The sequence below is a fragment of the Actinoallomurus vinaceus genome (assembly GCF_039542055.1).
In the GTDB taxonomy this organism is placed as follows: domain Bacteria; phylum Actinomycetota; class Actinomycetes; order Streptosporangiales; family Streptosporangiaceae; genus Actinoallomurus; species Actinoallomurus vinaceus.
In genome coordinates this window covers 1,123,631-1,148,723 of record NZ_BAABHK010000002.1, presented here as the reverse complement: position 1 = coordinate 1,148,723, position 25,093 = coordinate 1,123,631, and the positions used below count along the sequence as shown (strand labels likewise).

Genomic DNA, 25,093 nt, shown 5'->3' with positions numbered 1-25,093 from the left:
GGCGACCCCACCGGCCGGCGCGGCGCGGTCCGATGCCGGGTCCCGCTCCGGCGTGCCGTCTCGCCACCTCCGCCCCGTCACGTCGGCGAGACGAGCGGACCCCTCCAGGTCCGTGACCTCATGGGGCCTCACGAGAGTGAGCAGCCATGTCCCACAAGCCCGCCAGAAGACGCAGGGCCCGTCTCCGCGCACTCCTCAGCGCCGCGCTCGTCGCCGTCGGCATCGTCACGGTGTCGGCGAGTCCGGCCGATGCGGCCGCCAAGGGCGGTGTCGGTGCGACACTGCCGTACGTCGAGGTCCAGGCCGAGAACTCGACGACCAACGGCACGATCATCGGCCCGAGCGCCGCCTACAACACGCTTCCCGCCGAGGCCTCCTACCGCAAGGCCGTGACCCTGCAGGGCAGCGGCAAGTACGTCGAGTTCACCACCCCGGTCGCCACCAACTCGATCGTCTTCCGCTACAGCATCCCGGACAGCTCGAACGGCTCGGTCTACACCGCGCCGCTGTCCTTCTACATCAACGGGACGAAGCAGACCGACTTCACGCTGACCAACGCGTACAGCTGGTACTACGGCGGCTACCCGTTCACCAACACGCCGGGGAGCAACCCGCACCACTTCTACGATGAGGTGCACCGGCTGTTCTCGACGACGTACCAGGCGGGCACGAAGTTCCGGCTGCAGGTCGACGCGGGGAACAGCGCCTCCTCGTACACCGTCGACTTCGCCGACTTCGAGAACGTCGCGGGCGCCCTGTCCCAGCCGTCCGGCTCGGTCTCGGTGACCAGCAAGGGCGCCGACCCGACCGGTAACGCGGACTCCACCGACGCGTTCAACGCGGCGATCTCCTCGGCAGGGTCCGGCGGAACGGTCTGGATCCCCGAGGGAACCTTCAAGATCCCGGGCCACCTGATCCTCAACAACGTCACGATCAAGGGCGCGGGCATGTGGCGCTCGACGGTCGTCGGCGCGGCACCCGGCTTCTACGGCAACTACGCGCCGAACGGCAGCAGCGGCGTCCATCTCGCGGACTTCGCCATCTTCGGCGACGTCCAGGAGCGCAACGACGGCGCCCAGGTCAACGGCATCGGCGGCGCGCTGAGCAACTCCACCGTCGACCGCGTCTGGATCGAGCACGAGAAGGTCGGCGCCTGGATGGACGGGCCGCTGTCCAACCTCACCTTCAGCGGGATGCGGATCCGCAACGTGACGGCGGACGGCATCAACTTCCACAACGGCGTCACCGGGTCGAAGGTGACCAACAGCGACCTGCGCAATCTCGGTGACGACGGCCTGGCGACCTGGTCCGACACCAACGCCGACGCGAACGACTCCTTCGACCACGACACGGTGCAGTATCCGATCCTCGCCAACGGCATCGCCATCTACGGCGGCCACGACAACACCGTCGCCGACAACCGGGTCATCGACGCCGGCCTCACCCAGGGCGGCGGCATCCACGTCGCCCAGCGCTTCGCCTCGACGACACTCGGCCGCACCGACGTTCTCCGCAACACGATCATCCGGTCGGGCAGCCTCGACCCGAACTGGAACTTCGGCGTGGGCGCGCTGTGGTTCGACGCGCGGGACGCGGCGATGAGCGGGCAGGTCAACGTCGATGACATCCTCATCCAGCAGAGCCCGTTCGAGGCGATCCAGTTCGTCTCGGGATCCAGCATCACCAACGTGTCCATCAACAACGCGACGATCCAGAACACCGGAACCTGGGTCGTCCAGGAGCAGGTCGGCGGCTCAGCCAAGATCACGAACAGCACCGCCACCGGGACGCAGGCGCCCTCGCCGATCTACAACTGCGGCGTCGGGTTCACGCTGACCGACGGCGGTGGCAACTCCGGCGTCTTCGACTCGACGGCGTGCCAGAACATCACCAACCCGACCTTCCCGCCGTACCTGCCGGACAACGGATCCCAGATCTCGATCAGCCCGACCTCGGTCGGCTTCGGTTCGGTGGCCACCGGCTCGTCCAGCGCGGCGCAGAAGGTGACCGTCACCAACAGCGGCACCGCCGCGGCGCCGGTCGGCTCGATCAGCACGAGCGGCGACTTCAGCCAGACCAACGACTGCGGGAGTTCGATCGCCGCCGGCGCGTCCTGCACGGTCAGCGTCACGTTCACGCCGACGGCGGCGGGGTCGCGCACGGGCAACCTCACCATCACGGCGTCCGGCGTCGCCAACACCGTCCCGCTGTCCGGTACGGGCGTGGCACCCGGGCCGATCCTCACTCCCGACCCGGCCGCCCTCTCCTTCGCCGGAACGATCGTCGGCAGTTCCGCGCCGACGCAGGCCGTGACGGTCACCAACACGGGCACCACCTCGGCCACGATCTCCGGCGTCGCCGCGAGCGGTGACTTCAGCCAGACCAACAACTGCTCGACGCTCGCGGTCGGCGCCTCCTGCACCGTGACCGTCAAGTTCACCCCGAGCGCGTCCGGCACCCGTACCGGCAACGTCGCGATCACGAGCAACGCCAACAACAGCCCGACGACGGTCGCCCTCACCGGCAGCGGCATCGGCACCGACACCAACATCGCCCGCGGCAGGCCGGCCTCGGCGAGCAGCGAGGTGAACAGCAGCTTCACGGCGGCGAACGCCACCGACGGCGACGCCAACACCTACTGGGAGAGCACGAACGGCTCCTTCCCCCAGTGGCTGCAGGTCGACCTGGGCGCCCAGTACACCATCGGCAAGGTGACCCTGAAGCTCCCGCCGTCCAGTGACTGGGGCACGCGTACGCAGACCCTCTCGGTGCTCACCAGCACCGACGGCTCCGGTTTCAGCACCGCCGTGGGTTCCGCGACGTACACCTTCACCTCGCCGACCAACGTGGTGAACATCCCGACACCGGCCACCAACGCCCGCTACGTCCGCGTCAACTTCACCGCCAACTCGGGCTGGCCCGCGGGCCAGGCCTCCGAACTCGAGGTCTACCCCAGCGGCAGCGGCTCGCCCGGATCCGCGAAGCTGAGCGCCGACCCCACCTCGCTCACCTTCGGCGACCAGGCCCTCAACACCACCAGCGCGGCGAAGGCCGTGACGATCAGCAACACCGGCACGGGGGCGGCGTCGCTGTCCTCCGTCGTGACCTCCGGTGACTACTCCATGACCAACGGCTGCGGCAGTTCGCTGTCGGCCGGCGCATCCTGCACCGTCAACGTGAGCTTCCGGCCTACGGCGACCGGGACGCGGACCGGCACGCTCACCGTCCACAGCGACGCGACCAACAGCCCGACCACCGTCGCGGTTACTGGAACCGGCACGGGCTCCTCATCCACCGACCTCGCGGCCGGCAAGCCGACCAGCGAGTCCAGCCACACGGACGTCTACCCGTCGAGCAACGTCACCGACAACGACCAGAACACCTACTGGGAGAGCGCCAACAACGCCTTCCCGCAGTGGGTCCAGGTCGACCTCGGCTCCGCGCAGAGCGCGAGCCGGATCGTCCTGCAACTGCCGGCGTCCTGGGGCGCGCGCACCCAGACGCTGTCGATCCTCGGCAGCACCGACGGCACGAACTTCACCACGGTCAAGTCGTCGGCGAACTACACCTTCGACCCGTCGAGCAACAACACGGTCACCATCCCCATCACCGCGACGACCCAGCGCTACTTCCGGCTGAACGTCACGGCGAACAGCGGCTGGCCCGCCGGTCAGGTCTCCAGTTTCCAGGTCTGGAACAGCTGACCCGGTAAAGAGGTGCGGGGTGGCCCCTTGGGGGCCACCCCGAAACCCGTCAGTCCTGGAGGAGGTCGAACTCCTCCCACGGCCCGATGGCCGTGCGGTTGGCGATGAGCGCGGAGGCGCCCGCGTTCTCCGCGGTCACGTACTGGTTGTTCGCGTGCGCCCGCAGGCTGACGCTGCCGTCGCCGTTGTGGACGAGGTCGAACGTCTCCCACGTCCCGATCGCGGTCCGGTTGGCGATCAGCGGTGACGCGCCGGCGTTGTCCGCGGTGACGTACTGGTTGTTCGCGTGCGCCCGCAACGCGATCGCGCCGCCGCCCAGGTCGATCTCGTCGAACGTCTCCCACGGTCCGATGGCCGTGCGGTTGGCGATGAGCGCGGAGGCGCCCGCGTTCTCCGCGGTCACGTACTGGTTGTTCGCGTGCGCCCGCAGGCTGATCACGGCGTTGCCGGCGCTGAGGCCGAGGGTGGAGGCGGTACCGGACAGCGACTTGGCGCCCTGGTTGGCCGTGCCGGTGAGCCGGGTGGAGGAGTAGGCGCTCAGCGGTTTGGCGGTGCGCTCCAGGACGTACACGGTGTTCGCCGACGTCGGGAAGGTGACCTCACCGCTCGACGACGTCGTGATGATCGCGTTGTCCGACACGCGCCGGACCCGTACCTGCTGGGTCCCCCAGGGGTTGACCATCGTCGCCGCGTTGCCGTACAGGCTCTTCAGGCCGACGTACTTGACCTCGCCGGCCTCGCGCTCGGAGCTGACCAGGAATCCGTTCTTGGCCAGCAGCGTGAACTTCCCGGCGAACGAGGAGTCCGACGGCACCGCCGGAAAGACCCGGATCTTGTCGTTGTAGCTCTGCAGCAGCGACTCGTTGACCACCGACAGGTGCACGCCGAGGTACTCGAAGACGCCGTTCGTGTTGGCGGTCAGCCCGTTCGGGTAGTTCTGGTACTTCTGCAGCATCGTCCTCATGCCGTTGTAGGCCTGGTCGCCCAGGCCCAGCCGGGCCGCCTGGATCGCGTCGTTGGCCCACACGTTGTCGTAGGGGAACGGCCGCCGGTTCCAGGTGTTGACCGCGGTCTGGTAGTCCGGGGCGCCGATCCCGGTCGTGTTGTACGGCCAGATGACCTCCGACGCGACGTTCTCGTCGTTGCGCGTCTGCGCGATCGGCGGCGTGTGCGGCAGGTACGCGCTGCCGTCGGTCGGGTACGGCGCCAGGTTGTCGAGGATGTTCTGCCACTGCGTCCGCAGGTCGGCGTCCAGGCCGAGGGTCTGGCTCGCCTGGATCGTCACCGGGAAGAGGCTCTTCACCGCGGCGAGGTCGGTGATGGCGCCGGGGACGTCCCAGTACGTCTCGTGGGAGTTGGAACTGGCCATCGTGTACTTGCCGGAACCGTCACGGGACAGCTTCGCGGCGTAGAACTTCACGACGTCCCGCATGAACGGGTACGCGGTGTTCCGCAGGTAGTTCGCGTCGTTCGTGTACCGGTACTGCAGGTACATGTTGTACGCGGCCTCGGTGCCGGTGGACAGGATGTCCTTCGTGTAGTCGCTGTTGATCGTGCCGCGCGCGTTGCCGTCCCAGCCCATCGTCTCCGGCACCCACAGGCCGTCCACGCCGTAGCGGGTGTTCGTGTACGACTTCAGCGCGCCCTGGTTGCGGCTGTAGAGGCGGTTGAACGTGCTCAGCAGGTCGGCGTGGTTCGAGGCGAGGAACGAGTTGTAGACGTCCCGCTGGTTCCAGTACCAGTAGCCGTAGCTCCACTTGGTCTGGTCGCCGGTGGACCGGTAGACGCCGTTGATGAAGTGGAACGGGTAGTCGCCGTACCCGCCCGACGCGATCATGTATGTCGCGAGGTAGTAGACGTTCTCCAGGTAGTCCGCGTCGCCGGACAGGCCGGAGTACTGCACGAACGACCGCTGCCAGAAGTCGTGCCACCAGTTGCGGTAGTTGTTGAGCGTCGTGGCGTACCCGGTGCTCTTCACCCCGGCGAGCTGGGACCGTGCCTGGGCGACCGAGTCGTGGTTCGCCGCGCCCCGGCGACTCGCGGCGGTGAACCAGACCGTGTAACTGGAGGACGGCGTGATGGTGAGCCGTACCTTCGAGCCGTTCACCACCTGGCTCGTGTAGCTCGCCCCTTCGACGGTCGCCGCCAGCGTGGAGCCGAAGTTGTTCGGATCGGCCTGTCCTCGGCTGATCCCGACGCCGTTCGAGTCGGCGAAGGTGGAGTAGGTCTTCCAGGTGTCCAGGTTCGGGACGTCGCCGACGTTGGTGACCGTGCTCGGATCCCACAGGCTCAGGTCGAGTGCCACGCTGGACACGTTCGTCCGGTGGTCGTCGACGTGGATGCCCATGACCTCGGAGTTCGGCGACCCCATGACGGTCACCGTGCGATCGGAGTCGTACGTGGTGGTGAGCGTGCCGTCGTACAGCGACAGCCGCTGCTGATAGGTGGAGTATCCGGTGTCCATGCCGGGGGTGGAGTACAGGTTCACGAGCCCAGCCGCGTACGCCGACTGCTCGGACAGGTCGGCGCCGGAGACCTGCATGGTGAGGCCGTTCTGGTTCCAGACCATCGCGCCCGTACGGCCGTTGCCGACGGTCAGCCCGTACGCGGGGTTCGTGTTGGGCCGGTTGTAGACGAGGTCGTGCTTGCTCAGGTAGGAGGCGTAGTCGACGCTCAGCGCGCCGGTCGAGCCGTCGAACGCCGCGTCCGTCGGGGACGCGAGGGCCGGGACGATCACGGCGAGGTCCAGCACGCCCGCCACCAGGGCGAGGACCGCCAGGAGACGCCGGATCGGCCGGTTGCCATGCTCTTTCATCTTCACCACGTCAGTCCTGGATGAGGTCGAACTCTTCCCACGGCCCGATCGCCGTGCGGTTCGCGATCAGCGCGGACGCGCCCGCGTTCTCGGCCGTCACGTACTCGTTGTTCGCGTTCGCCCGCAGGCTGACGCTGCCGTCCGCGTTGTGGACCAGGGCGAACGTCTCCCACGAGCCGATGGCCGTGCGGTTGGCGATCAGCGGCGACGCTCCGCCGTTGTCCGCGGTGACGTACTGGTTGTTCGCGTGGGCGCGCAGGGCGATGGCACCGCCGCCCTGGTCGATCAGGTCGAACTGCTCCCAGGAGCCGATGGCCGTGCGGTTGGCGATCAGCGGCGACGCTCCGCCGTTGTCCGCCGTGACGTACTGGTTGTCGGCGTGGGCGCGCAGGCTGATCACTTGACCGGTCGGCGGGTGCTCGGCGACGCCGAGGACGTACGTCAGCTGGGCGCTGGTGAACTCCGGCTGCAGCGTGCTGGAGGTCGCGGACTGCACCTGGAAGCGGCCCGGCGCCGACACCGTGCCACCGCAGCCTGCGTTCGGCGTGCCGACATGGGTGGAGCTGTCGGCGTTGCCGGTGACGGTCCAGTCGCGGACGCCGTTGACGGCGTAGCCGTAGCCCATGTGGGCGCCGCGCAGCGTGTTACCGGTGACCGAGGCGCCGTAGTTGGTGCCGGTTCCGCAGCCCCACACCTGGGGGCCCATCGCGATGCCGACCTTGATGAAGGCGCTCTGCGCGTCGACCGTGTTGCCGGTGACGGTGGTGCCGGTGTAGTTGCCGTTCATGGGCGCGTAGTCGACGAGGTTGATCCCGCCGAGCAGCGTGCGCGTCCTGGCCGTGATCGTGTTGTTCTTCACCGAGGAGCCGGGCGCGCCGAAGATGACGATGCCGCCGTCGGTGGCGTCCTGGACGGTATTGCCCTGGACGGTGCTGTTACCGCAGGCCAGCGAGATGCCGTCGGCCCAGGTGCCGCTCGGGGTGTCGGTTCCCGCCGGGCCGATCGTGTTGTTCAGGATCTTCGCGCCCTGGCAGGCCGGCGTGCTGTTCGTGACGGCGCCCTCGATGAAGTGCAGCGTCGACCAGCTCCGCGTGTCGTGCGCGTAGACGTTCTGGACGGTCTGGCCGGTGCCCGAGGCGCCCATCTCCATCAGGGCGCCGCCGTCCAGCCGACCGAGTGAGGGCCGTCCGCCGTCGATCTGGATGTTCTGCACCGTCACACCGGACTGGTCGGTGCCGTTGATCGCCGTGGTGAGCGAGCCGGACAGCTTGAGGGTGGCCCGGCTGTCGTCGGTGGGCAGGCCCTGCGTCTCGATCCGCTGGTTCGGGGCTGTGAACCTGATCGAGTTGCTCAGGGTGAAGACGGCCCCGGGGCAGAGGACGGCGGCCGAGCCGGACCCGGTGAGGGCGGCGTTGATGGCGGCGTCGGTGCCCGACGGGATGCAGGCCGCGGCGGCGCGGGCTCCGGTGGCCGTCATCGGCACCAGTAGCGCCGCGACGGCCGCGAGCATGGACAGGAACGGAACGGATCTTCCGCGAGCCGACATGCACATGATCCTTCCTGGCGGGGAACGGGGGATCGTGACGGGCCGCGAGGCGAGGCCACCCGATCGTCCCGGCGGAGATCCCTGGCCGCCGGCCGATGGGTGGCCTCGCCTTGTCCCCTCCTAACGGGAAGGTCTGCGGACCGGCTTGGTCGTCGTCCACACGAACGTCGTGGTGTCGGAGACGCCGGTGGAGTCGGTGGCGGTCACCGTCACCGTGCTGGTTCCGGCGTGGCGGGCCGCGCCCGTGATGGTCCCGGAGCGGCTGATCGACAGACCGGCGGGCAGGCCCGTGGCGGTGAAGGTCAGGCCGCCGCGCCCGGCGGCGGTCGTCGTCATCCGCAGGGAGACCGGCGCGCCGACCGGGCTGCTCATGCCCTTCGGGTCGGAGACGACCACCGCGCCGGACACGCTGGTCTTCAGCGTGCTCGTCACGTTGAGCGAGCCGGTCAGCGGCAGGTTGCGCGAGGAGTCGCCGACCAGGATCTGGTACGTGCCGGGCGTCGTCGTCCAGCCGCCCGCCGCGTCGTCCCAGTGCGCCAGGTCGTGCGCGGTCACGGTGAACTGCACGGTCTGGCTCTGGCCCGGTTGCAGCTCGATCCGCTGGAACCCCTTGAGCTGGTGCGGCGGCTCGCCCGTGGAGGCCGGGGCGCCGGCGTAGAGCTGGACGACCTCGGCCCCGGCCCGGCTCCCGGTGTTGGTGACGGTGGCCGTCACGGTCGAACCGCCCGAGCCGAGCGCGCCGACCTGCAGGTTGGAGAAGGAGAAGGTCGTGTACGACAGGCCGTACCCGAAGGGGAACAGCGGCGTGATGTTCTTCGCGTCGTACCAGCGGTAGCCGACGTCCACGCCTTCGGAGTACTGCACCTGGCTGCCGTTGCCGGGCCACTGCGCGGTGGTGTGCGCGGGCACGTCGTTCAGGCTCGCCGGGAAGGTCACCGGCAGCTTGCCGGACGGGCTGACGTCGCCGAACAGGATCGCCGCGAGCGCGTTGCCGACCTCTTGGCCGGAGTACCAGCCCTCCAGGACTCCGGAGACCTGGTTCAGCCACGGCATGGTCACCGCGGAGCCGGTGTGCAGGACCACGATCGTCTTCGGGTTGGCCGCGGCCACCGAGGAGATGAGCTGGTTCTGCTGGCCGGGCAGGTCGATCGAGCTGTTGTCGGTGCCTTCGTTCTGCGGATACGTGGCGAACACGATCGGCACGTCCACCGACTTGGCCAGGGTGACCGCGCGGTTGATGCCGTCGGTGCCGTCGGCCGCCTCGAACTGCACCGTGGCACCCGACCCGGCGCGGTTCTGGATGCCGGTGAGCGGCGAGACGGTGCCGGAGGAGGTGACGGTGGCGCTGCCGCCTCCGACGCTCGCCACGCCCGCGCCGCCGTCGGCGCCGATCACGGCGATCTTCTTGGTGGTGGAGGTGGACAGCGGCAGCACGCCGCTGTTCTTGAGGAGGACGGTGCCCTCCTCGGCGACCTGGCGGGCGGTGGCCTTGTGCGCGTCCGTGGTGACGACCGCGCCGGTCGAGCCGGTCTTGGTCTTGTCGAACAGCCCGAAGGCGAACATCTGGGTCAGCACCCGGCCGACCATGGTGTCCAGCGTCGCCTGGCTGACCTGGCCGGACGCGACCGCCTGCCGGAGCTGGTCACCGAAGAACGCCGCGCCCGGCATCTCCATGGTCATGCCGGCGTTGGCGGCGGGCGCCGCCGAGTGCAGCGCGCCCCAGTCGGACGTGACGAACCCGTTGAAGCCCGCCTGCTGGTACATCGCCGTGTTCAGGATGTACGGGTTCTCGCAGGCGAACTTCCCGTTGATCACGCTGTAGGCGCACATCACCGAGGCGGCGGCGCCCTGGCCGACGGACGCCTGGAAGCCGGGCAGGTAGATCTCCTGCAGCGTGCGGGTGTCGACGATCGCGTTGTCCGACATGCCGTTGCGGTAGGTCTCCTGGTTGTAGACCGCGGCGTGCTTGGCCTGGGCCATGACGCCCTGGCTCTGCACGCCCTTGATCTGCGCGACGGCCATCTGGCTCGTCAGGTACGGGTCCTCGCTGAAGCTCTCGAAGCCCCGGCCCCAGCGCGGGTCGCGGTCGATGTTCAGCGTCGGGCCGAGCGCGACGTCCGCGCCCTTGCCGGCGAACTCGTTGCCGGCCACCACGCCGTACTGCTGCTCGAGCGCGGTGTCGAACGTCGCGGCCCCGGCCACGGGGGCGGGCAGCTGGGTGACGCCGCCGAGCCCGTCACCCGGTCCGCCCGGTCCGTCCTCCAGGCCCATCGCCGGGACGCACAGCGCCGGGATCGCGCTGGTGTTCCCGATGTACGGCGAGGCGTTGCCGTTGCCGTGCAGCATCGAGATCTTCTGGTCCTGGGTCATCTGCGCCATGAGCTGAGCGACGCGCTGGGACACCGGCGCGGTGGACCCGACCCACGGACAGGAGCCGTTGCCGTCGCCGCCGCCGACGGTGAACACGGCGAACTCCCAGAGCGAGTAGCCGTACGCGGTCGCGCGGGCGGTGCCGTACATCCGCACGTAGCGGCCGGTGCCGGAGATGTTCAGCGTCTGCGTGCCGCCGGTGCCCGTTGTGGTCGAATAGATCGTCGTCCAGTTCGTCCCGTCCCCGGAGACCTGGATCTGGAACGCGGTGGCGTAGGCGGCCTCCCAGGTCAGCCGGGCGCCGCAGACCTGCTGCGACGAGCCCAGGTCGACCTGCAGCCACTGCGGGTCGCTGAACGCCGAGGACCAGCGAGTCCCGGTGTCGCCGTCGGTGGAGGCCGACGCGGGCGTCCCGGCGTTCTCGGCCGACGAGGCGGTCGTCGGCCGGTTCAGGGCGGAGTCGGCGGTGCCGCACGACGCCGATCCCCCTGAGCCGTAGACCTGGAACTCCCAGAGCGAGTAGCCGTACGGGGTCGCGCGGGCGGAGCCGTACATCCGCACGTAGCGGCCGGTGCCGGAGATGTTCAGCGTCTGCGTGCCGCCGGTGCCGGTCGTGGTGGAGTAGACCGTGGTCCAGGTGTTCCCGTCGGCGGAGGTCTGGATCTGGAACGCGCTCGCGTACGCGGTCTCCCACTGCAGGACCACCTGGCTGACGGTGGCGCTGGATCCGAGGTCGACCTGGAGCCACTGCGGGTCGCTGAACGCCGAGGACCAGCGGGTGCCGGTGTCGCCGTCGGTCGCGGCCGACGCGGGCGTGCCGGCGTTCTCGGTGGACGAGGCCGTGGTCGGCTTGCCCTGGGAGAGCAGGACCGCCGCGGCGCGGCCGGGCGGTGCCACGGCCGTCGACGCGGCGATGAGCCCGGCGAGGGCGACGAGCACGACGATCAGTGAGCGTGGCGAGTCGAGGACGCGTCTGGGGCGGGCGCGGAACATCGGGGCTCCTCGGCCGGTGGGAGGCGGACACCGGCGATTCGCGGTGGTGGCGGATCCGGCGGCATGAGGGCATGCGCGGACACGGGGACGCCGCCGCAAGGGGGAACGGCGTTCAGAGCCGGCACGCCATGCCGGTTCGGCCACACCTGGCGGGGGGTGGAAGGCGGGCAGGGGCGTAAGCGCCCACAGCACTGAGAGCGCTCTCAGGCAGAGTGACGCCCATCACAGGAGCTGTCAAGGACGTCCGATCTTTGGGACCTCTTGACAATGGACTGCAAAGTCTGGATAACTTCACGAAAAATGCGAACAGTCTTCGATCGGAGCCCGCGATGAGAGGACAGCTACTCAGAACCGTCGCCGCCATCGGGGCACTCATCGGAGGGCTGCTGGCCGGCGTGCCCGCGAACGCCGCGGCCCGGCCGTGGCAGAACACGGCGCTGGCCCCTGTCGACCGGGCGAACGCACTCCTCGCGCAGATGACCCTCGCGGAGAAGATCACCATGATGCATCAGGGCGCCTCCTGCGACTACGGCGCCTGCGTCGACGGCAACACCCGCCTCGGGATCCCGCAGCTGCGGCTGCAGGACGGCCCCGCCGGTGTTGCCGACGGTGCCACCGGTGTCACCCAGCTGCCCGCGCCCGTCGCCGGCGCGGCGACCTGGGACACCGACCTGATGGGGGAGTACGGCAAGGTCATCGGCGCCGAGGCGTGGGGCAAGGGCGCGAACACCGTGCTCGGCCCGACGATCAACATCGACCGCGATCCGCGCTGGGGCCGGTCCTTCGAGTCACTGAGCGAGGACCCGTACCTCGCCGCGCAGCTCGGCGCCTCCGAGATCAATGGGATCCAGGCGCAGGGCCCGATGGCGCAGGTCAAGCACTACGCGGTCTACAACCAGGAGACCTACCGCAACACCTCGCAGGACAACGCCGTCATCGCCGACCGCACCCAGCGGGAGATCTACCTGCCCGCCTTCGAGGCCGCCGTCAAGGACGGCAAGGCCTACTCGGCGATGTGCTCCTACTCGCAGATCAACGGCACCTTCGCCTGCGAGAACGGGCAGCTCCTAAACGCCATCCTCAAGCAGCAGTGGGGCTTCTCTGGGTTCGTCACCTCCGACTGGGGCGGCACGCACTCCACGGTCGCCTCGGCCAACAACGGCCTCGACCAGGAGATGACCGGCAGCACCTACTACGGCGACGCCCTCACGGCCGCGGTGAACAACGGCCAGGTCTCCCAGGCGACCATCGACGACCACGTCCGCCGGATCCTGACCTCGATGTTCGCCAGCGGTCTCTTCGACTCGCCGCCGACCGGGACCATGGGTGCGACCGTCACCTCCGACGCCCACCAGGCGACCGCCACGAAGACCGCCGAGGAGGGCAGCGTGCTGCTGAAGAACAGCGGCTCGACACTGCCGCTCGGATCCTCGACCTCGTCGATCGCGGTGATCGGCGACGACGCGGGCGCGAACGCGATGACCGCGGGCGGCGGCAGCGCCCACGTGAACCCCTCGACGCTGGCCTCCGTCGTCACGCCGTACCAGGGCATCAAGTCCCGTGCGGGCAGCGGAGCCAAGGTCACGTACGCCCAGGGCGTCGCATCGCCGAACGGTCAGGTCGTCGACTCGACGTACCTGACCCCGTCGTCGGGCTCCGGGAACGGGCTGACCGCGCAGTACTACAACAACACCGGCATGAGCGGAACCCCGGTGCTCACGCGGACCGATCCGAACGTCAACTTCCTGTGGGGCGGCCAGCCGCCCGCGTCGGGCCTTCCGAGCAACGGCTGGTCGGTCAAGTGGACCGGTAAGCTGACCCCGCCGACGACCGGCACGTACACCTTCGCCCTGACCAGCGACGACGGCAGCCGGCTGTACGTCAACGGCCAGCAGGTGATCAACAACTGGGCGGACCAGCCGCCGACCACCAAGACCGGCACCGTCTCCCTCACGGCAGGACAGCCGGTGGACATCGAGGTCGACTACTTCCAGGACGGCGGCGGCAGCCAGGTCAGCCTCGGCTGGCAGATCCCGAACCAGAACCTGCACGACGAGGCCGTCGCGGCGGCGCGCGCGGCCCAGGTCGCCGTGGTCTTCGTCTCGAACGGCGAGGGCGAGGGCGCCGACCTGAACACCATGGACCTGTCCGGCGACCAGAACACGCTGGTGACCGACGTCGCCGCCGCCAACCCGAACACCGTCGTGGTCGTGAACAGTGGCTCGGCGGTCACCATGCCCTGGGCGAACGCGGTCAAGGGCGTCATCGAGAACTGGTATCCGGGCCAGACGGACGGCACGGCGATCGCCGCGCTGCTGTACGGCGACGTGAACTTCTCCGGCAAGCTCCCGGTCACCTTCCCCCAGAGCCTCGCCGACGTGCCCGCGAGCACCGCCGCACAGTGGCCGGGCCAGAACGGGACCGTGCAGTACTCCGAGGGCCTGAACGTCGGCTACCGCTGGTACGACGCGAAGAGCAAGACGCCGATGTTCCCCTTCGGGCACGGCCTGTCCTACACCACCTTCGGCTACAAGAACCTGACCGTCGGGACGCCCGACTCCTCCGGCAACGTCGCGGTCGGCTTCGACGTCACCAACACCGGTTCGCGGGCCGGAGCTGAGGTCGCCCAGGTCTACGTCGGCCAGCCCTCCTCGACCGGCGAGCCGCCCAAGAACCTGCGCGGCTTCAGCCGGGTCGCGCTCGACGCCGGCCAGACCAAGCATGTGACGGTCAACCTGGACGCCCGCAGCTTCCAGTACTGGAACGGCAGCGGGTGGACGACCGCCGCCGGGACCCATCAGATCCTCGTCGGCGCGTCCTCCCGTGACATCCGCCTCACCGGTCAGGTCACCGTGGCCTCGACGAGCCACGTGATCACGCTGCGGGCGCACGCGAACAACCAGTACGTGACCGCGGAGAACGCCGGAGCCGCGGCGCTGATCGCGAACCGGACCGCGATCGGGCCGTGGGAGCAGTTCGATGAGATCGACCAGGGCAACGGCGTGATCGCGCTCCGCTCGCACGCCAACGACAAGTACGTCACCGCCGGGACCTCACCGTTGATCGCCGATGCGACGAGCGTCGGCACGGCGCAGACCTTCGACCTGATCCACAATTCGGACGGCAGCGTCAGCCTGCGGGCGCACGCGAACAACGACTACGTCTGCGCGGAGAACGCCGGCGCCGCCTCGCTGATCGCCAACCGTACGGCGATCGGGCCCTGGGAGGAGTTCGACCTCATCAACGACTGAGCGGACGCGGTACGGAAGGACCGCCCGGGCTCGGCGTTCCGGGGACGATCACGTCGGTTTCGGGTGGGTAGCATGCGAGCATGCCGCCCACCCGCGAGCACGCCGAGCTCAAGCTGCAGCCGTTGCCGCACGCGCGGCGGTCGCTGGCCGAGCAGGTGATCTCCGAGGTGCGTCGCGCGGTGCACACCGGCGCGATGGTCCCCGGCCGGCTCTACTCCGTCTACCAGGTGGCCGAGCAGCTCAACGTCTCCCGGAGCCCGGTGCGCGAGGCGCTGCTCCGGCTCGCGGACGCGGGCCTGGTGCAGGTCGAACGCAACCGGGGCTTCCGTGTCGTGCTGCCGCACCCCAGGGAGATCGTCGAGATCTTCGGCGTACGGCTGGCGCTGGAGCTGCCCGCCGTCCACCGGGTCGCCAGTGGCGATCCGGCCGGGCTCGCCGAGTCGCTGCGCGTGACCATGGACCAGATGGCGGTGGCGGTGGAGGCCGGTGACGAGACGCTGTTCTTCCACTTGGACCAGGCCCTGCACGACCACATCCTGGTCGCGGCGGGCAACAGCCGGGCCCGGGCGATCGTCGGAGGCCTGCGCGACACCATGCGCATCCTCGGTACGTCGACCGACGATCGGTCCCGCACCCTCCGGCAGGTGCACGAGGAGCACGAGCCGATCGTGGCCGCCGTCGCCGCCGCGGACGCCGAAGGCGCCGTACGGGCGATGCGGGCGCACCTGACCAACACCGGCCTGATCCTGGCCCGGCAGGCGGCCCGGGCCCAGGGCGAGCCGGTCGACGTGGACGCGCTGTGGGCGTCCATCATCGACCAGCCCTGACCAGGGCTGTTCGCCGCCTCGCGCAGGTCGTGGGAGCCGACCGGATACCCACCCATCGCGCCAGAAGTCGCATGTAACATGCTACTTATGGATCGGGCTGCCACCCTCGCGACCGAGCTGCGGCGACGCGGCCTCACCGACGTGCTCACCGACTCCACGTCGCGGTCGGCGTTCTCGTCGGACGCCTCCCTCTACCGGGTGCCGCCGCTGCTGGTCGCCCGGCCCCGATCGGCCGAGGACGTGGCCGCCGCGGTCGAGCTGTGCGCGCGCCACGAGATCCCGCTGACCGCCCGCGGTGCCGGCACGTCGGTCGCCGGCAACGCCGTCGGGCCGGGACTCGTGCTGGACTTCAGCCGCCACATGCGGAAGGTGCTGCACGTCGACCCCGAGGCCCGGACCGCGGTCGTCCAGCCCGGCGTCGTCCAGGCCGAGCTGCAGCGGGCGGCCGCCCCGTACGGGCTGAGGTTCGGCCCCGATCCCTCCACCCACACGCGCTGCACGATCGGCGGCATGATCGGCAACAACGCGTGCGGGTCCCGGACGCTCGGCTACGGCCGCACCTCCGACAACATCGCCGCGCTCAAGGCCGTGACCGGCAACGGCACCGCGCTCGACCTGGCGGCACGGCTGGGCGAGCCGGCACCGGGTGCTCCCGCCGAGCTCACCGCGCTGCACGACCTGGCGAACGCGAACCTCGCCGCGATCAGGACGGAGTTCGGCCGGTTCGGGCGGCAGGTGTCCGGATACGCGCTGGAGCACCTGCTGCCGGAGCGGCGGTTCGACGTCGCCCGCCTGCTGGTCGGCAGCGAGGGCACCCTCGCCGTGCTGACCGAGGCGACGGTGACGCTGGTGACCGACCCGGCGCACCGGGTCCTGGTCGTGCTCGGCTACGACGACATCGCCGCGGCCGGGGACGCCGCGCCCACCGTGCTGGAGCACCGGCCGACGGCCTGTGAGGGCATCGACGCGCGCATCGTCGACGTGGTGCGGACGCGTCGGGGGCCGGGCGCGGTGCCGCCGCTGCCGCGCGGGGCCGCGTGGCTGTTCGTCGAGATCGCGGGGGACGACGAGGCCGAGGTGCTCGACCGGGCCGGTCGGCTGGCCGCCGGCCGCGACGACGCCCTCGTCGTCACGGACCCGGCGCGGGCGGCCTCGCTGTGGCGGATCCGCGAGGACGGCGCCGGGCTGTCCGGCCGCAGCCCCGCCGGGCTGCCCGCGCACGGCGGCTGGGAGGACGCCGCCGTGCCTCCGGAGATGCTGGGCCGCTACCTGCGCGACTTCGAGGCGCTGATGGGCGAGTTCGGCGTGACCGGCCTGCCGTACGGGCACTTCGGCGACGGCTGCCTGCACATCCGGATCGACTGGCCGCTGGACCGGCCGGAGGGGCCGCAGCGGTTCCGCGGCTTCCTGGAGGCCGCGGCCGGGCTGGTCGCCGGGTACGGCGGTTCGCTGTCCGGCGAGCACGGCGACGGCCGCGCCCGCAGCGAGCTGCTGCCGCTGATGTACTCCGAGGCGGCCATGGACCTGTTCGGCCGGGTGAAGGGCATCTTCGACCCGGGCGACGTGCTGAACCCCGGAGTGCTGGTGCGGCCCCGCCCGGTCGACGCCGACCTGCGCGTTCCCGCCGCCCACCCCGTACGGAAGAACCTCGCCCTGGCCTACCGCCACGACGGCGGCGACTTCGGCCAGTCGGTGCACCGCTGTACGGGCGTGGGCAAGTGCCGCGCGGACAACACCGCCTCCGGCGGGGTGATGTGCCCGTCATACCTGGCCACCCGGGAGGAGAAGGACTCCACGCGCGGGCGGGCCCGGGTGCTGCAGGAGATGGTCAACGGCTCGCTCGTCGACGGCGGGTGGCGCTCGCCCGAGGTCCACGAGGCCCTCGACCTGTGCCTGTCCTGCAAGGGCTGCGCCTCGGACTGCCCGACCGGCATCGACATGGCCGCGTACAAGTCCGAGGTGCTCCACCAGAGCTACCGGGGACGGCTGCGCCCGGCCTCCCACTACTCGCTGGGCCGGCTGCCGCTCTGGGCGCGGCTGGCCGGCCGGATGCCGCGCGTCGTCAACGGCGCGCTGCGGGTTCCGGGGCTGCGGCGGGCGGCGCTCGCGGTGGCCGGGGTGGACCGTCGACGTAACCTGCCCGAGTTCGCGCCGCGGACGTTCCGCGACTGGTTCGAGCGGACTCGCGGCGACCGCCCGGCGGAGGGCCGTCCGGTCATGCTGTTCGTCGACACCTTCACCGACCACTTCGCGCCCGAGGTCGGCCGCGCGACGGTGGCCGTGCTGGAGGCCGCGGGCTACGTGCCGCGGATCAGCGAACGCGGGCAGTGCTGCGCCCTCACCTACATCTCCACGGGCCAGCTCGACGCGGCCAAGAAGATCCTCGGCCGTACGGTCGCCGAGCTGGCCGAGGCCGACATGCCGATCGTCGGGATGGAGCCGTCCTGCACGGGAGTCCTGCGCTCGGACGCGCTGGAGCTGCTGGACGAGTCGGTGGCGGCCCCGGTGGCGGAGCGGACCCGCACGCTGGCCGAGCTGCTGGCCGAGACCCCGGACTGGCGGCCGCCCTCGTTCGACGGGACGACGGTGGTGGCCCAGCCGCACTGCCACCACCATGCCGTCATGGGCTGGGACCAGGACGCCCGGCTGCTGCGGGAGGCGGGCGCGGACGTGAAGCGGCTCGGCGGCTGCTGCGGGCTGGCCGGCAACTTCGGCGTCGAGAAGGGGCACTACGAGGTGTCCGTGGCGGTGGCCGAACACCAGCTGCTGCCCGCGCTCCGCGACGCGGACGAGGAGACGGTCGTCCTCGCCGACGGCTTCTCCTGCCGCACGCAGATCTCTGACCTGTCGCCCCGGCAGGGGGTCCACCTGGCCCAGCTCCTCGCCGAACGACTGGGCGAGTAGTTGCTCAACCCCGTCCACCTGCGCACGCTGACCGCGGTCGTGGAGGCCGGCTCGTTCGCCGACGCGGCGCGGCGGCTCGGCTACACCGGCTCCGCGGTCTCCCAGCAGATCGCGGCGCTGGAGCGGGCGGTCAGGATGCCGCTGTTCGAACGCGGGGCCCACACGATCACGCCGACGCCGGCGGCCGTCTACCTCGTACGGCGGGCCGTCGACGTGCTGTCCGCGCTGGACGCGCTGGAGGAGGACGTCCGCGGCATGAGCGCGGGGCGGATCGGCCGGCTGCGGCTGGGCAGTTTCCCCACGGCGAGCCAGCGGCTGCTGCCGATCGGCCTGGCCGCGTACGCCCGGTCGTACCCGTCGGTGGAGATCCTCCTCGACGAGGGCGAGCCCGACGAGCTCCTTCCGCTCGTCCGCGCGGGCGAGCTCGACCTGGCCCTGGTCTACCGGTACGACCTGGTGCCGAGGCCCTGGCCGGAGGACCTGGAGGAGGTCCGGCTGCTGGAGGAGGAGCTGCTGCTCCTGCTGCCCGAACGGCATCCGCTGGCCGCCGCCGAGGCGGTCGCGCTCGCCGACCTGCGGCGCGAGACGTGGGTGGCCGCCCGGGAGGGCACCGCCGGGGCGTCCTGCCTGAACCGGCTGTGCGCCCAGGCGGGATACCAGCCCCAGCTCGACTACCGCAGCAACGACTACAGCGTCATCCGCGGCTTCGTACGGTCCGGCCTCGGCGTGGCGCTCGTCCCGGCGCTCGCGCACCAGCCGAGCGAGGGCGTGGTCGCGACCCGCCTCGACGGGGCCGAGGCCCGCCGGCGCGTCGTCGCGGTGTACCGGCCCGCGGCCGCGAACCCCGTGGTGACGGGCGCGGTTGAGGTGCTGCGCGAATCCGCGGCCCGGCTCGCCGGCGACCTCCCCGGTATCGCGGCGGAAGCATGAGAACTCCCTCGGAAGCATAAGAACTTCTTCGGCCACGCCCACAGATGGCGGTGCTCAGCCGCTTCCTCCGGCTCGGCGCGCTCCCCGATGCTGGACGCACCGACCGAGACGCGAGGCGGAAACGCCGCTGTGAGCGATGCCGCGAGGCGGAAACGCCGCTGTGGGCGATGCCGAGAGGCGGAGCGCCGCCGTGACGAATGCCGAGAGGTGGAAGCACCGCCGTGACCGACGACAAGAGGTGGAAGCGCCGCCGTGAGCGATGCCGAGAGGTGGAGCGCCGCCGTGACCGATGACGTCTTCGCGCTCATGGACGAGTGGGGACCCGAGAAGGTCGTCTGCGTGTCCGACCGCAGAACCGGCATGCGCGGTGTCCTCGTGCTGGACAACACCTCGCGCGGGATGGGCAAGGGCGGCACCCGGATGAGCCCGGCCGTGACCGTCGGCCAGATCGCCCGGCTCGCCCGCACCATGACCTGGAAGTGGGCCGCGGTCGACCTGTTCCACGGCGGCGCCAAGGCCGGCATCGTCGCCGACCCCGCCGCGCCGAACAAGGAGGAGATCCTGCGCGCCTTCGCCCGGGCGCTGGCCAACGAGGTGCCGAAGGAGTACGTGTTCGGCCTCGACATGGGCCTGACCGAGAACGACGCCGCCGTCCTGCTCGACGAGCTCGGCGATCGCGGCGCGGCCGTCGGCCTGCCCAGCGCGCTCGGCGGCCTCCCGTACGACCAGCTGGGCGTCACCGGCTACGGCGTCGCGGAGGCGACCGACGCCGCCGCCACCGAGCTCGGCCTCGAACTGCGCGGCGCCCGTGTCGCCGTCCAGGGTTTCGGCGCCGTCGGCCGGGCCGCCGTCCGCCGGCTGGCCGAGCTCGGCGCCGTGGTGGTGGCCGCGTCCACCGCGTCGGGCTGCGCGTACGACCCCGACGGCCTCGACGTGGACCGGCTCCTCGCGCTCAGCGCCGAGCTCGGCGACGACTGCGTCCGCGAGTACGGCCCGCCGGCGCCGCCGGAGCGGGCCCTGACGGTTGCCGCGGACATCCTGGTGCCGGCGGCCCGCGAGGACGTGATCGACGCCGGCGTGGCCGAATCGACCACCGCCAAGCTCGTCGTCGAGGGGGCGAACCTCCCGGCCACCCCGGAGGCCCGCGCCATCCTGCACAAGCGCGGCGTCGCGGTGGTGCCCGACTTCATCGCCAACGCCGGCGGCATCGTCGCGGCCGCGCACTCGATGGACGCCCGCCACTCACCCTTCCCGGTGCGCCCGGACGACGTCTTCGCCATGATCTCCGCCAAACTGCGCGCCAACGCGGTCGCCGTGCTGCGCGAGGCCCGCGACCAGGAGATCACGCCCCACGAGGCGGCGTACGCGCTGGCCCAGAGCCGCGTCCGCGAGGCGATGGTCCTGCGCCGGCGCATGCCGGCTTGAGAGGAGACCTGCCGATGAGTCGTGAGCTGCCCTCCCGCGCCTCGGTGGTCATCATCGGAGGCGGCGCCGTCGGCGTCGCCTCCGCCTACGAGCTCGCCGCGGCCGGGGTGACCGACGTCGTCCTCATCGACAAGGGGCCGCTGGGCTCCGGCTCGACCTCCAAGGCCGCCGGGGGAGTGCGCGCGCAGTTCTCCGACCGGGTCAACATCGAGCTCGCCGTACGCAGCCTCGAGACGTTCGACGCCTTCGCCGAGCGCTTCGGGCAGGAGATCGATCTGCACAAGCCGGGCTACCTGTTCCTGCTCGACTCGCCGGAGGCCGTCGCGGAGTTCGAGAAGAACGTCGCGGTGCAGAACGACCTCGGCGTCCCCAGCCGGATCATCACGCCGTCCGAGGCCGCGGAGCTCTCACCGCTGATCGACACCGACGGGCTGCTCGCCGCCGCCTACTCGCCCACCGACGGCCACTGCACACCCGAATCCGTGGTGCTCGGCTACGCGAGCGCGGCCCGCCGCCACGGCGCGCTCCTCCTGCCGAACTGCGCCGGGACCGGCATCGAGACGGCCGACGGCCGCATCGTCGCCGTACGGACCGAGGGCGGCCGCATCGAGACCGACACCGTGATCTGCGCGGCCGGGGCCTGGTCGCATGCCGTCGGCGAATGGGTGGGCGTCGACCTGCCGGTCACGCCGCTGCGCCGGCAGATCCTCGTCACCGAGCCGATCCCCGACCTGCCGCCGACCGCGTTCACCATCGACTTCGCCACCTCCTTCTACTTCCACCCCGAAGGCCGCGGCCTGCTCATCGGCATGTCCGACCCCGAGGAGACCCCAGGCTTCAAGCTCGACCGGTCCGACGCCTGGCTGCCGCGGCTCGGCGAGGCCATGGCCCGCCGCGCCCCGGCCCTGCTGGACGTCGGCTTCGGCACCGGATGGGCGGGCCTGTACGAGGTGACGCCCGACCACAACGCGCTCATCGGCGCCGCCCTCGACCGGTTCATCTACGCCACCGGCTTCTCCGGCCACGGGTTCCTGATGAGCCCGGCCGTCGGCGAGGTCGTCCGCGACCTCTACCTTGGCAGGGAACCGTTCGTCGACGTCACCGGCTTCGACGCGCACCGCTTCGCCCGTACCGGGGCCAGGCCCGAACTCAACATCGTCTGACGAGAGGAATAACCCTGATGGTGACCACGCTGCCCGGCGCCGAGGAACTGGCCGCGCTGGCGCGAGACACCGCCAAGCGCTGTGGTGTGGACGTGGACGCGCTCGGCGCCCAGGTCGCGACCACCTCGCCGGTCAACGGCGAACGGCTGGCCGCCGCGACCTGGGTCGACGCGGGCGCCGTCGACGCCGCCGTCGCGCGGGCCGGGGAGGCGTTCCTCGCCTGGCGCCGCGTGCCCGCCCCCGTACGGGGCGCGCTGGTGAAACGGTTCGGCGAGCTGCTCACCGAGCACAAGGAGGACCTCGCGGCCCTGATCAGCCTGGAGGTCGGGAAGATCACCTCCGAGGCGCTCGGCGAGGTCCAGGAGATGATCGACATCTGCGACTACGCGCTGGGCCTGTCCCGCCAGCTGTACGGCCGCACGATCAGCTCCGAGCGCCCGGGCCACCGCCTCATGGAGACCTGGCACCCGCTCGGTGTCGTCGGCGTGATCAGCGCGTTCAACTTCCCGGCGGCCGTCTGGGCGTGGAACACCGCGATCGCCCTCGTGTGCGGCGACCCGGTCGTGTGGAAGCCGTCGGAGCTCGCGCCGCTGACCGCCCTGGCGAGCGCGGCCCTGCTGGAGCGCGCCGCGGCCGAACAGGGCGCGCCCGCGCACCTGAGCCAGGTCGTCATCGGCGGCCCCGAGGTCGGCGAGGCGCTGGTGGACCACCCGGGGGTCGCCCTGGTCAGCGCCACCGGCTCGACCCGCATGGGCCGCGCGGTCGGGCCGCGCGTCGCGGAGCGCTTCGGGCGGTCCCTGCTCGAGCTCGGCGGGAACAACGCCGCCATCGTGTGCCCGTCGGCCGACCTGGACCTGACCGTACGCGGCATCGTGTTCTCCGCCGCGGGGACGGCGGGCCAGCGCTGCACGACGATGCGCCGCGTCATCGCCCACACCGACGTCATCGACGCGCTCGTCGACCGCCTCGCCGAGGCGTACGGCCGACTGCCCATCGGCAACCCGATGACGCCCGGCACGCTCGTCGGGCCGCTCATCAACGAGCGCGCGTACGAGGCCATGCGCGGCGCGCTGGACGCCGCCGTCGCACAGGGCGGAAGGCTCGTGGCCGGCGGCGGGCGCAGGCTGGAGGACCAGGCGCCGGGCGCCTACTACGCCGAGCCGGCGCTGGTACGGATGCCGCAGCAGACCACGATCGTGACCCAGGAGACGTTCGCGCCGATCCTGTACGTCATGCCGTACGAGAGGCTCGAGGAGGCCATCGCGCTCAACAACGCGGTGCCGCAGGGGCTGTCGTCCAGCATCTTCACGCGGGACCAGGCGGAGGCGGAGCTGTTCGTCTCGCCCGAGGGCTCCGACTGCGGCATCGTCAACGTCAACATCGGCACGTCCGGGGCCGAGATCGGCGGCGCGTTCGGCGGCGAGAAGGAGACCGGCGGCGGCCGCGAGTCCGGCTCCGACGCCTGGCGCGGCTACATGCGCCGCGCCACCAACACCATCAACTACTCCGGCGAGTTGCCCCTGGCCCAGGGCGTCGAGTTCGACGTCTGACCGGGCGCCCGGCCCACCGTGAGGCGGTGGGCCGGGCGCGACATCCGCGGTGCGTGCGCAGGGCCTCAGGCCGGGCAGTTCCCCGGCCGGGCGGAGTGGGCATGGAATCCGAGGTCGCCGATGGTCTGGCCGCGGTCGATCTCGCGATGCTCCCCGTTGAACCCCGGGTCCCTGTAGAGGCACCAGGGGAGAGGACTCTGGTTCTGCGCGCTGCGCACGGGCGGGGCCAGGAACTGCTCCTCGTGACGGAACAGCCTCAGCTCACCATGGCCATTTGGTCCGGTGAAGACGCACAGCACCCCGAAGATGCGTGGGCACGGCAGCGGCTCATCGGCATGCGCCGCCGAGACCGGTACTGTCACCCCGGCCGCGACGGCGGCCCCGGCCACCGTCAACGAAACGCGACGGACGATCCCGTTCATGGTCCTCCTTCGTGTGGGGGCACAACCTCTACACGTGGAGTTATAGCAGAGAGTAACCATTCTTGAGCGAGGAGTAGTTACTGCTGGCCGGGTGACGTGATGGTCGCTTGCGTGACACTGGCTCCCAGGCTCCAATACGGGCCCGGTCTCCGTCAGGCCGGTGGGGGCCGGTTGGAGTCGGCTTCAAGGAAGTGTGTCGGGATTCCGCTGTGCTGGCCTCGGTCGTCCGATCCTCGACGGGTGCGCCAAGAGCGCTGTGGCCCGCGACAGAGTCGGCCTGACGCTATCGCGTTGCAGGAAGCGCGCGGTGCGGTCCCTTCACAGAAGGCCGCCGGTAGCGCGGATATTCTGCCCAGTGACCCACTGGGCATCGGGTCCTGCGAGATACGCTACGACATTCGCGATGTCGCTAGGTTGTCCAAGGCGCCGAAGCGCTGTCGCTGCTACGAAGTTTTCTATTATCGAGGGGCTCTGTTCCTCGTACAGTGCATCGGTTTCGGTCGCTCCCGGGGACACGCTATTTACGGTGATGCCGCGGTGGCCGAATTCGTGAGCTGCTACGGACATCAGCTGCTCACAAAAAGCCTTGCTTGCGGTGTACAGGCTCCATTTAGGGGTCGAGCGGGCCGTGCCGATGGTGGAGATATTAATAATCCGACCGTTCTTGCGCATCATCTGATCGGCGAGTTGTAGGGCGACAAACGGCCCTTCAGTGTTGACTGCCATGACGCGATTGAAGTCGCTTTCTTTGACGTCCGCTATCCTGGCCTTTCCGAACGATGCGGCATTGATAACAAGAATGTCTAGTCCGCCGAGACGCCGATTGCTCTCCTCGAAAAGGCGTTTGAGGTCGTCTCTCCGCCCCTGATCGGCTTGAATAGGATGGATCTGATCATGCGGTGCGTGTGAAGTATCTGCCACTTCGTTTGCGGCTGACTTGTTGGTTAGGTAGCTAAACGCCACCGATGCGCCCTCTCTGGCGAGTCGGTGCACGATAGCGCGCCCAATGCCACGCGATCCACCTGTCACCAGTGCGGTCTTTCCGTCAAGTGTTCCCATATTCCCTCATCAAGGAGCCTGTGATGGCTGGAAGTACTCCATCATTGGTATACGCATCCGGTATTGCAAGTGTCGAGGTGGCCTGTGCATGCGATGGAAAAGGGGGCGGTGGGCTAAGGGGTAACGGTCAGGCC

At 70.4% G+C, this 25,093-nt stretch carries 13 protein-coding genes; 8 read left to right on the top strand and 5 right to left on the bottom strand.

Annotated features, from left to right (window positions below):
• The first annotated feature begins 146 nt into the window (after positions 1-146).
• On the top strand, positions 147-3,704 hold the full coding sequence (locus ABEA24_RS11025; protein WP_345430597.1) for a choice-of-anchor D domain-containing protein: 3,558 nt from the start codon (positions 147-149) through the stop codon (positions 3,702-3,704).
• 49 nt (positions 3,705-3,753) lie between these two features.
• On the opposite strand, the gene ABEA24_RS11020 is transcribed toward ABEA24_RS11025, so the two are convergent.
• The 3 genes from ABEA24_RS11020 to ABEA24_RS11010 all read right to left on the bottom strand — a co-directional run bounded on the left by ABEA24_RS11020 (position 3,754) and on the right by ABEA24_RS11010 (position 11,428).
• On the bottom strand, positions 3,754-6,519 hold the full coding sequence (locus ABEA24_RS11020) for a fascin domain-containing protein (RefSeq protein ID WP_425551168.1): 2,766 nt from the start codon (positions 6,517-6,519) through the stop codon (positions 3,754-3,756).
• Between the two features lie 10 nt (positions 6,520-6,529).
• Positions 6,530-8,065 (bottom strand): right-handed parallel beta-helix repeat-containing protein, encoded by a 1,536-nt coding sequence (locus tag ABEA24_RS11015; protein ID WP_345430595.1) that lies wholly within the window; start codon positions 8,063-8,065, stop codon positions 6,530-6,532.
• A 120-nt stretch (positions 8,066-8,185) separates the two neighbouring features.
• Complete coding sequence (locus tag ABEA24_RS11010) at positions 8,186-11,428, bottom strand: glycoside hydrolase family 3 C-terminal domain-containing protein (RefSeq protein ID WP_345430594.1); 3,243 nt, start codon at positions 11,426-11,428, stop codon at positions 8,186-8,188.
• A 329-nt stretch (positions 11,429-11,757) separates the two neighbouring features.
• Here ABEA24_RS11010 and ABEA24_RS11005 point away from each other — a divergent pair, with 329 nt between their 5' ends.
• From ABEA24_RS11005 to amaB, 7 genes are all read left to right on the top strand, one after another.
• Positions 11,758-14,679 (top strand): glycoside hydrolase family 3 C-terminal domain-containing protein, encoded by a 2,922-nt coding sequence (locus tag ABEA24_RS11005; RefSeq protein WP_345430593.1) that lies wholly within the window; start codon positions 11,758-11,760, stop codon positions 14,677-14,679.
• An 80-nt stretch (positions 14,680-14,759) separates the two neighbouring features.
• Entirely contained in the window at positions 14,760-15,506 is a 747-nt protein-coding gene (locus ABEA24_RS11000; RefSeq protein WP_345430592.1) for a GntR family transcriptional regulator, read from the top strand.
• Positions 15,507-15,593: 87 nt separating this feature from the next.
• On the top strand, positions 15,594-18,410 hold the full coding sequence (locus ABEA24_RS10995; protein WP_345430591.1) for an FAD-binding and (Fe-S)-binding domain-containing protein: 2,817 nt from the start codon (positions 15,594-15,596) through the stop codon (positions 18,408-18,410).
• Complete coding sequence (locus ABEA24_RS10990) at positions 18,411-19,340, top strand: LysR family transcriptional regulator (protein ID WP_345430590.1); 930 nt, start codon at positions 18,411-18,413, stop codon at positions 19,338-19,340. It abuts the gene before it with no gap.
• 282 nt (positions 19,341-19,622) lie between these two features.
• Entirely contained in the window at positions 19,623-20,765 is a 1,143-nt protein-coding gene (locus ABEA24_RS10985; protein ID WP_345430589.1) for a Glu/Leu/Phe/Val family dehydrogenase, read from the top strand.
• A 14-nt stretch (positions 20,766-20,779) separates the two neighbouring features.
• On the top strand, positions 20,780-21,928 hold the full coding sequence (locus ABEA24_RS10980; protein ID WP_345430588.1) for an NAD(P)/FAD-dependent oxidoreductase: 1,149 nt from the start codon (positions 20,780-20,782) through the stop codon (positions 21,926-21,928).
• 17 nt (positions 21,929-21,945) lie between these two features.
• Positions 21,946-23,478 (top strand): L-piperidine-6-carboxylate dehydrogenase, encoded by a 1,533-nt coding sequence (amaB, locus tag ABEA24_RS10975; RefSeq protein ID WP_345430587.1) that lies wholly within the window; start codon positions 21,946-21,948, stop codon positions 23,476-23,478.
• Between the two features lie 65 nt (positions 23,479-23,543).
• Here the strand turns inward: amaB and ABEA24_RS10970 are convergent, their stop codons facing one another.
• Complete coding sequence (locus ABEA24_RS10970; RefSeq protein WP_345430585.1) at positions 23,544-23,900, bottom strand: peptidase inhibitor family I36 protein; 357 nt, start codon at positions 23,898-23,900, stop codon at positions 23,544-23,546.
• Between the two features lie 318 nt (positions 23,901-24,218).
• Positions 24,219-24,959 carry an SDR family oxidoreductase gene (locus ABEA24_RS10965; RefSeq protein WP_345430584.1) on the bottom strand — a complete coding sequence of 247 codons (741 nt, stop codon included), beginning with the start codon at positions 24,957-24,959 and terminating at the stop codon, positions 24,219-24,221.
• Positions 24,960-25,093: the final 134 nt, after the last annotated feature.

What these genes read in the sequence shown, in the direction of transcription:
- ABEA24_RS11025 (WP_345430597.1), top strand. Translation starts at nt 147, where the DNA reads ATGTCCCACAAGCCCGCCAGAAGACGCAGGGCCCGTCTCCGCGCACTC.
- ABEA24_RS11020 (WP_425551168.1), bottom strand. Translation starts at nt 6,519, where the DNA reads ATGAAAGAGCATGGCAACCGGCCGATCCGGCGTCTCCTGGCGGTCCTC.
- ABEA24_RS11015 (WP_345430595.1), bottom strand. Translation starts at nt 8,065, where the DNA reads ATGTCGGCTCGCGGAAGATCCGTTCCGTTCCTGTCCATGCTCGCGGCC.
- ABEA24_RS11010 (WP_345430594.1), bottom strand. Translation starts at nt 11,428, where the DNA reads ATGTTCCGCGCCCGCCCCAGACGCGTCCTCGACTCGCCACGCTCACTG.
- ABEA24_RS11005 (WP_345430593.1), top strand. Translation starts at nt 11,758, where the DNA reads ATGAGAGGACAGCTACTCAGAACCGTCGCCGCCATCGGGGCACTCATC.
- ABEA24_RS11000 (WP_345430592.1), top strand. Translation starts at nt 14,760, where the DNA reads ATGCCGCCCACCCGCGAGCACGCCGAGCTCAAGCTGCAGCCGTTGCCG.
- ABEA24_RS10995 (WP_345430591.1), top strand. Translation starts at nt 15,594, where the DNA reads ATGGATCGGGCTGCCACCCTCGCGACCGAGCTGCGGCGACGCGGCCTC.
- ABEA24_RS10980 (WP_345430588.1), top strand. Translation starts at nt 20,780, where the DNA reads ATGAGTCGTGAGCTGCCCTCCCGCGCCTCGGTGGTCATCATCGGAGGC.
- amaB (WP_345430587.1), top strand. Translation starts at nt 21,946, where the DNA reads ATGGTGACCACGCTGCCCGGCGCCGAGGAACTGGCCGCGCTGGCGCGA.
- ABEA24_RS10970 (WP_345430585.1), bottom strand. Translation starts at nt 23,900, where the DNA reads ATGAACGGGATCGTCCGTCGCGTTTCGTTGACGGTGGCCGGGGCCGCC.
- ABEA24_RS10965 (WP_345430584.1), bottom strand. Translation starts at nt 24,959, where the DNA reads ATGGGAACACTTGACGGAAAGACCGCACTGGTGACAGGTGGATCGCGT.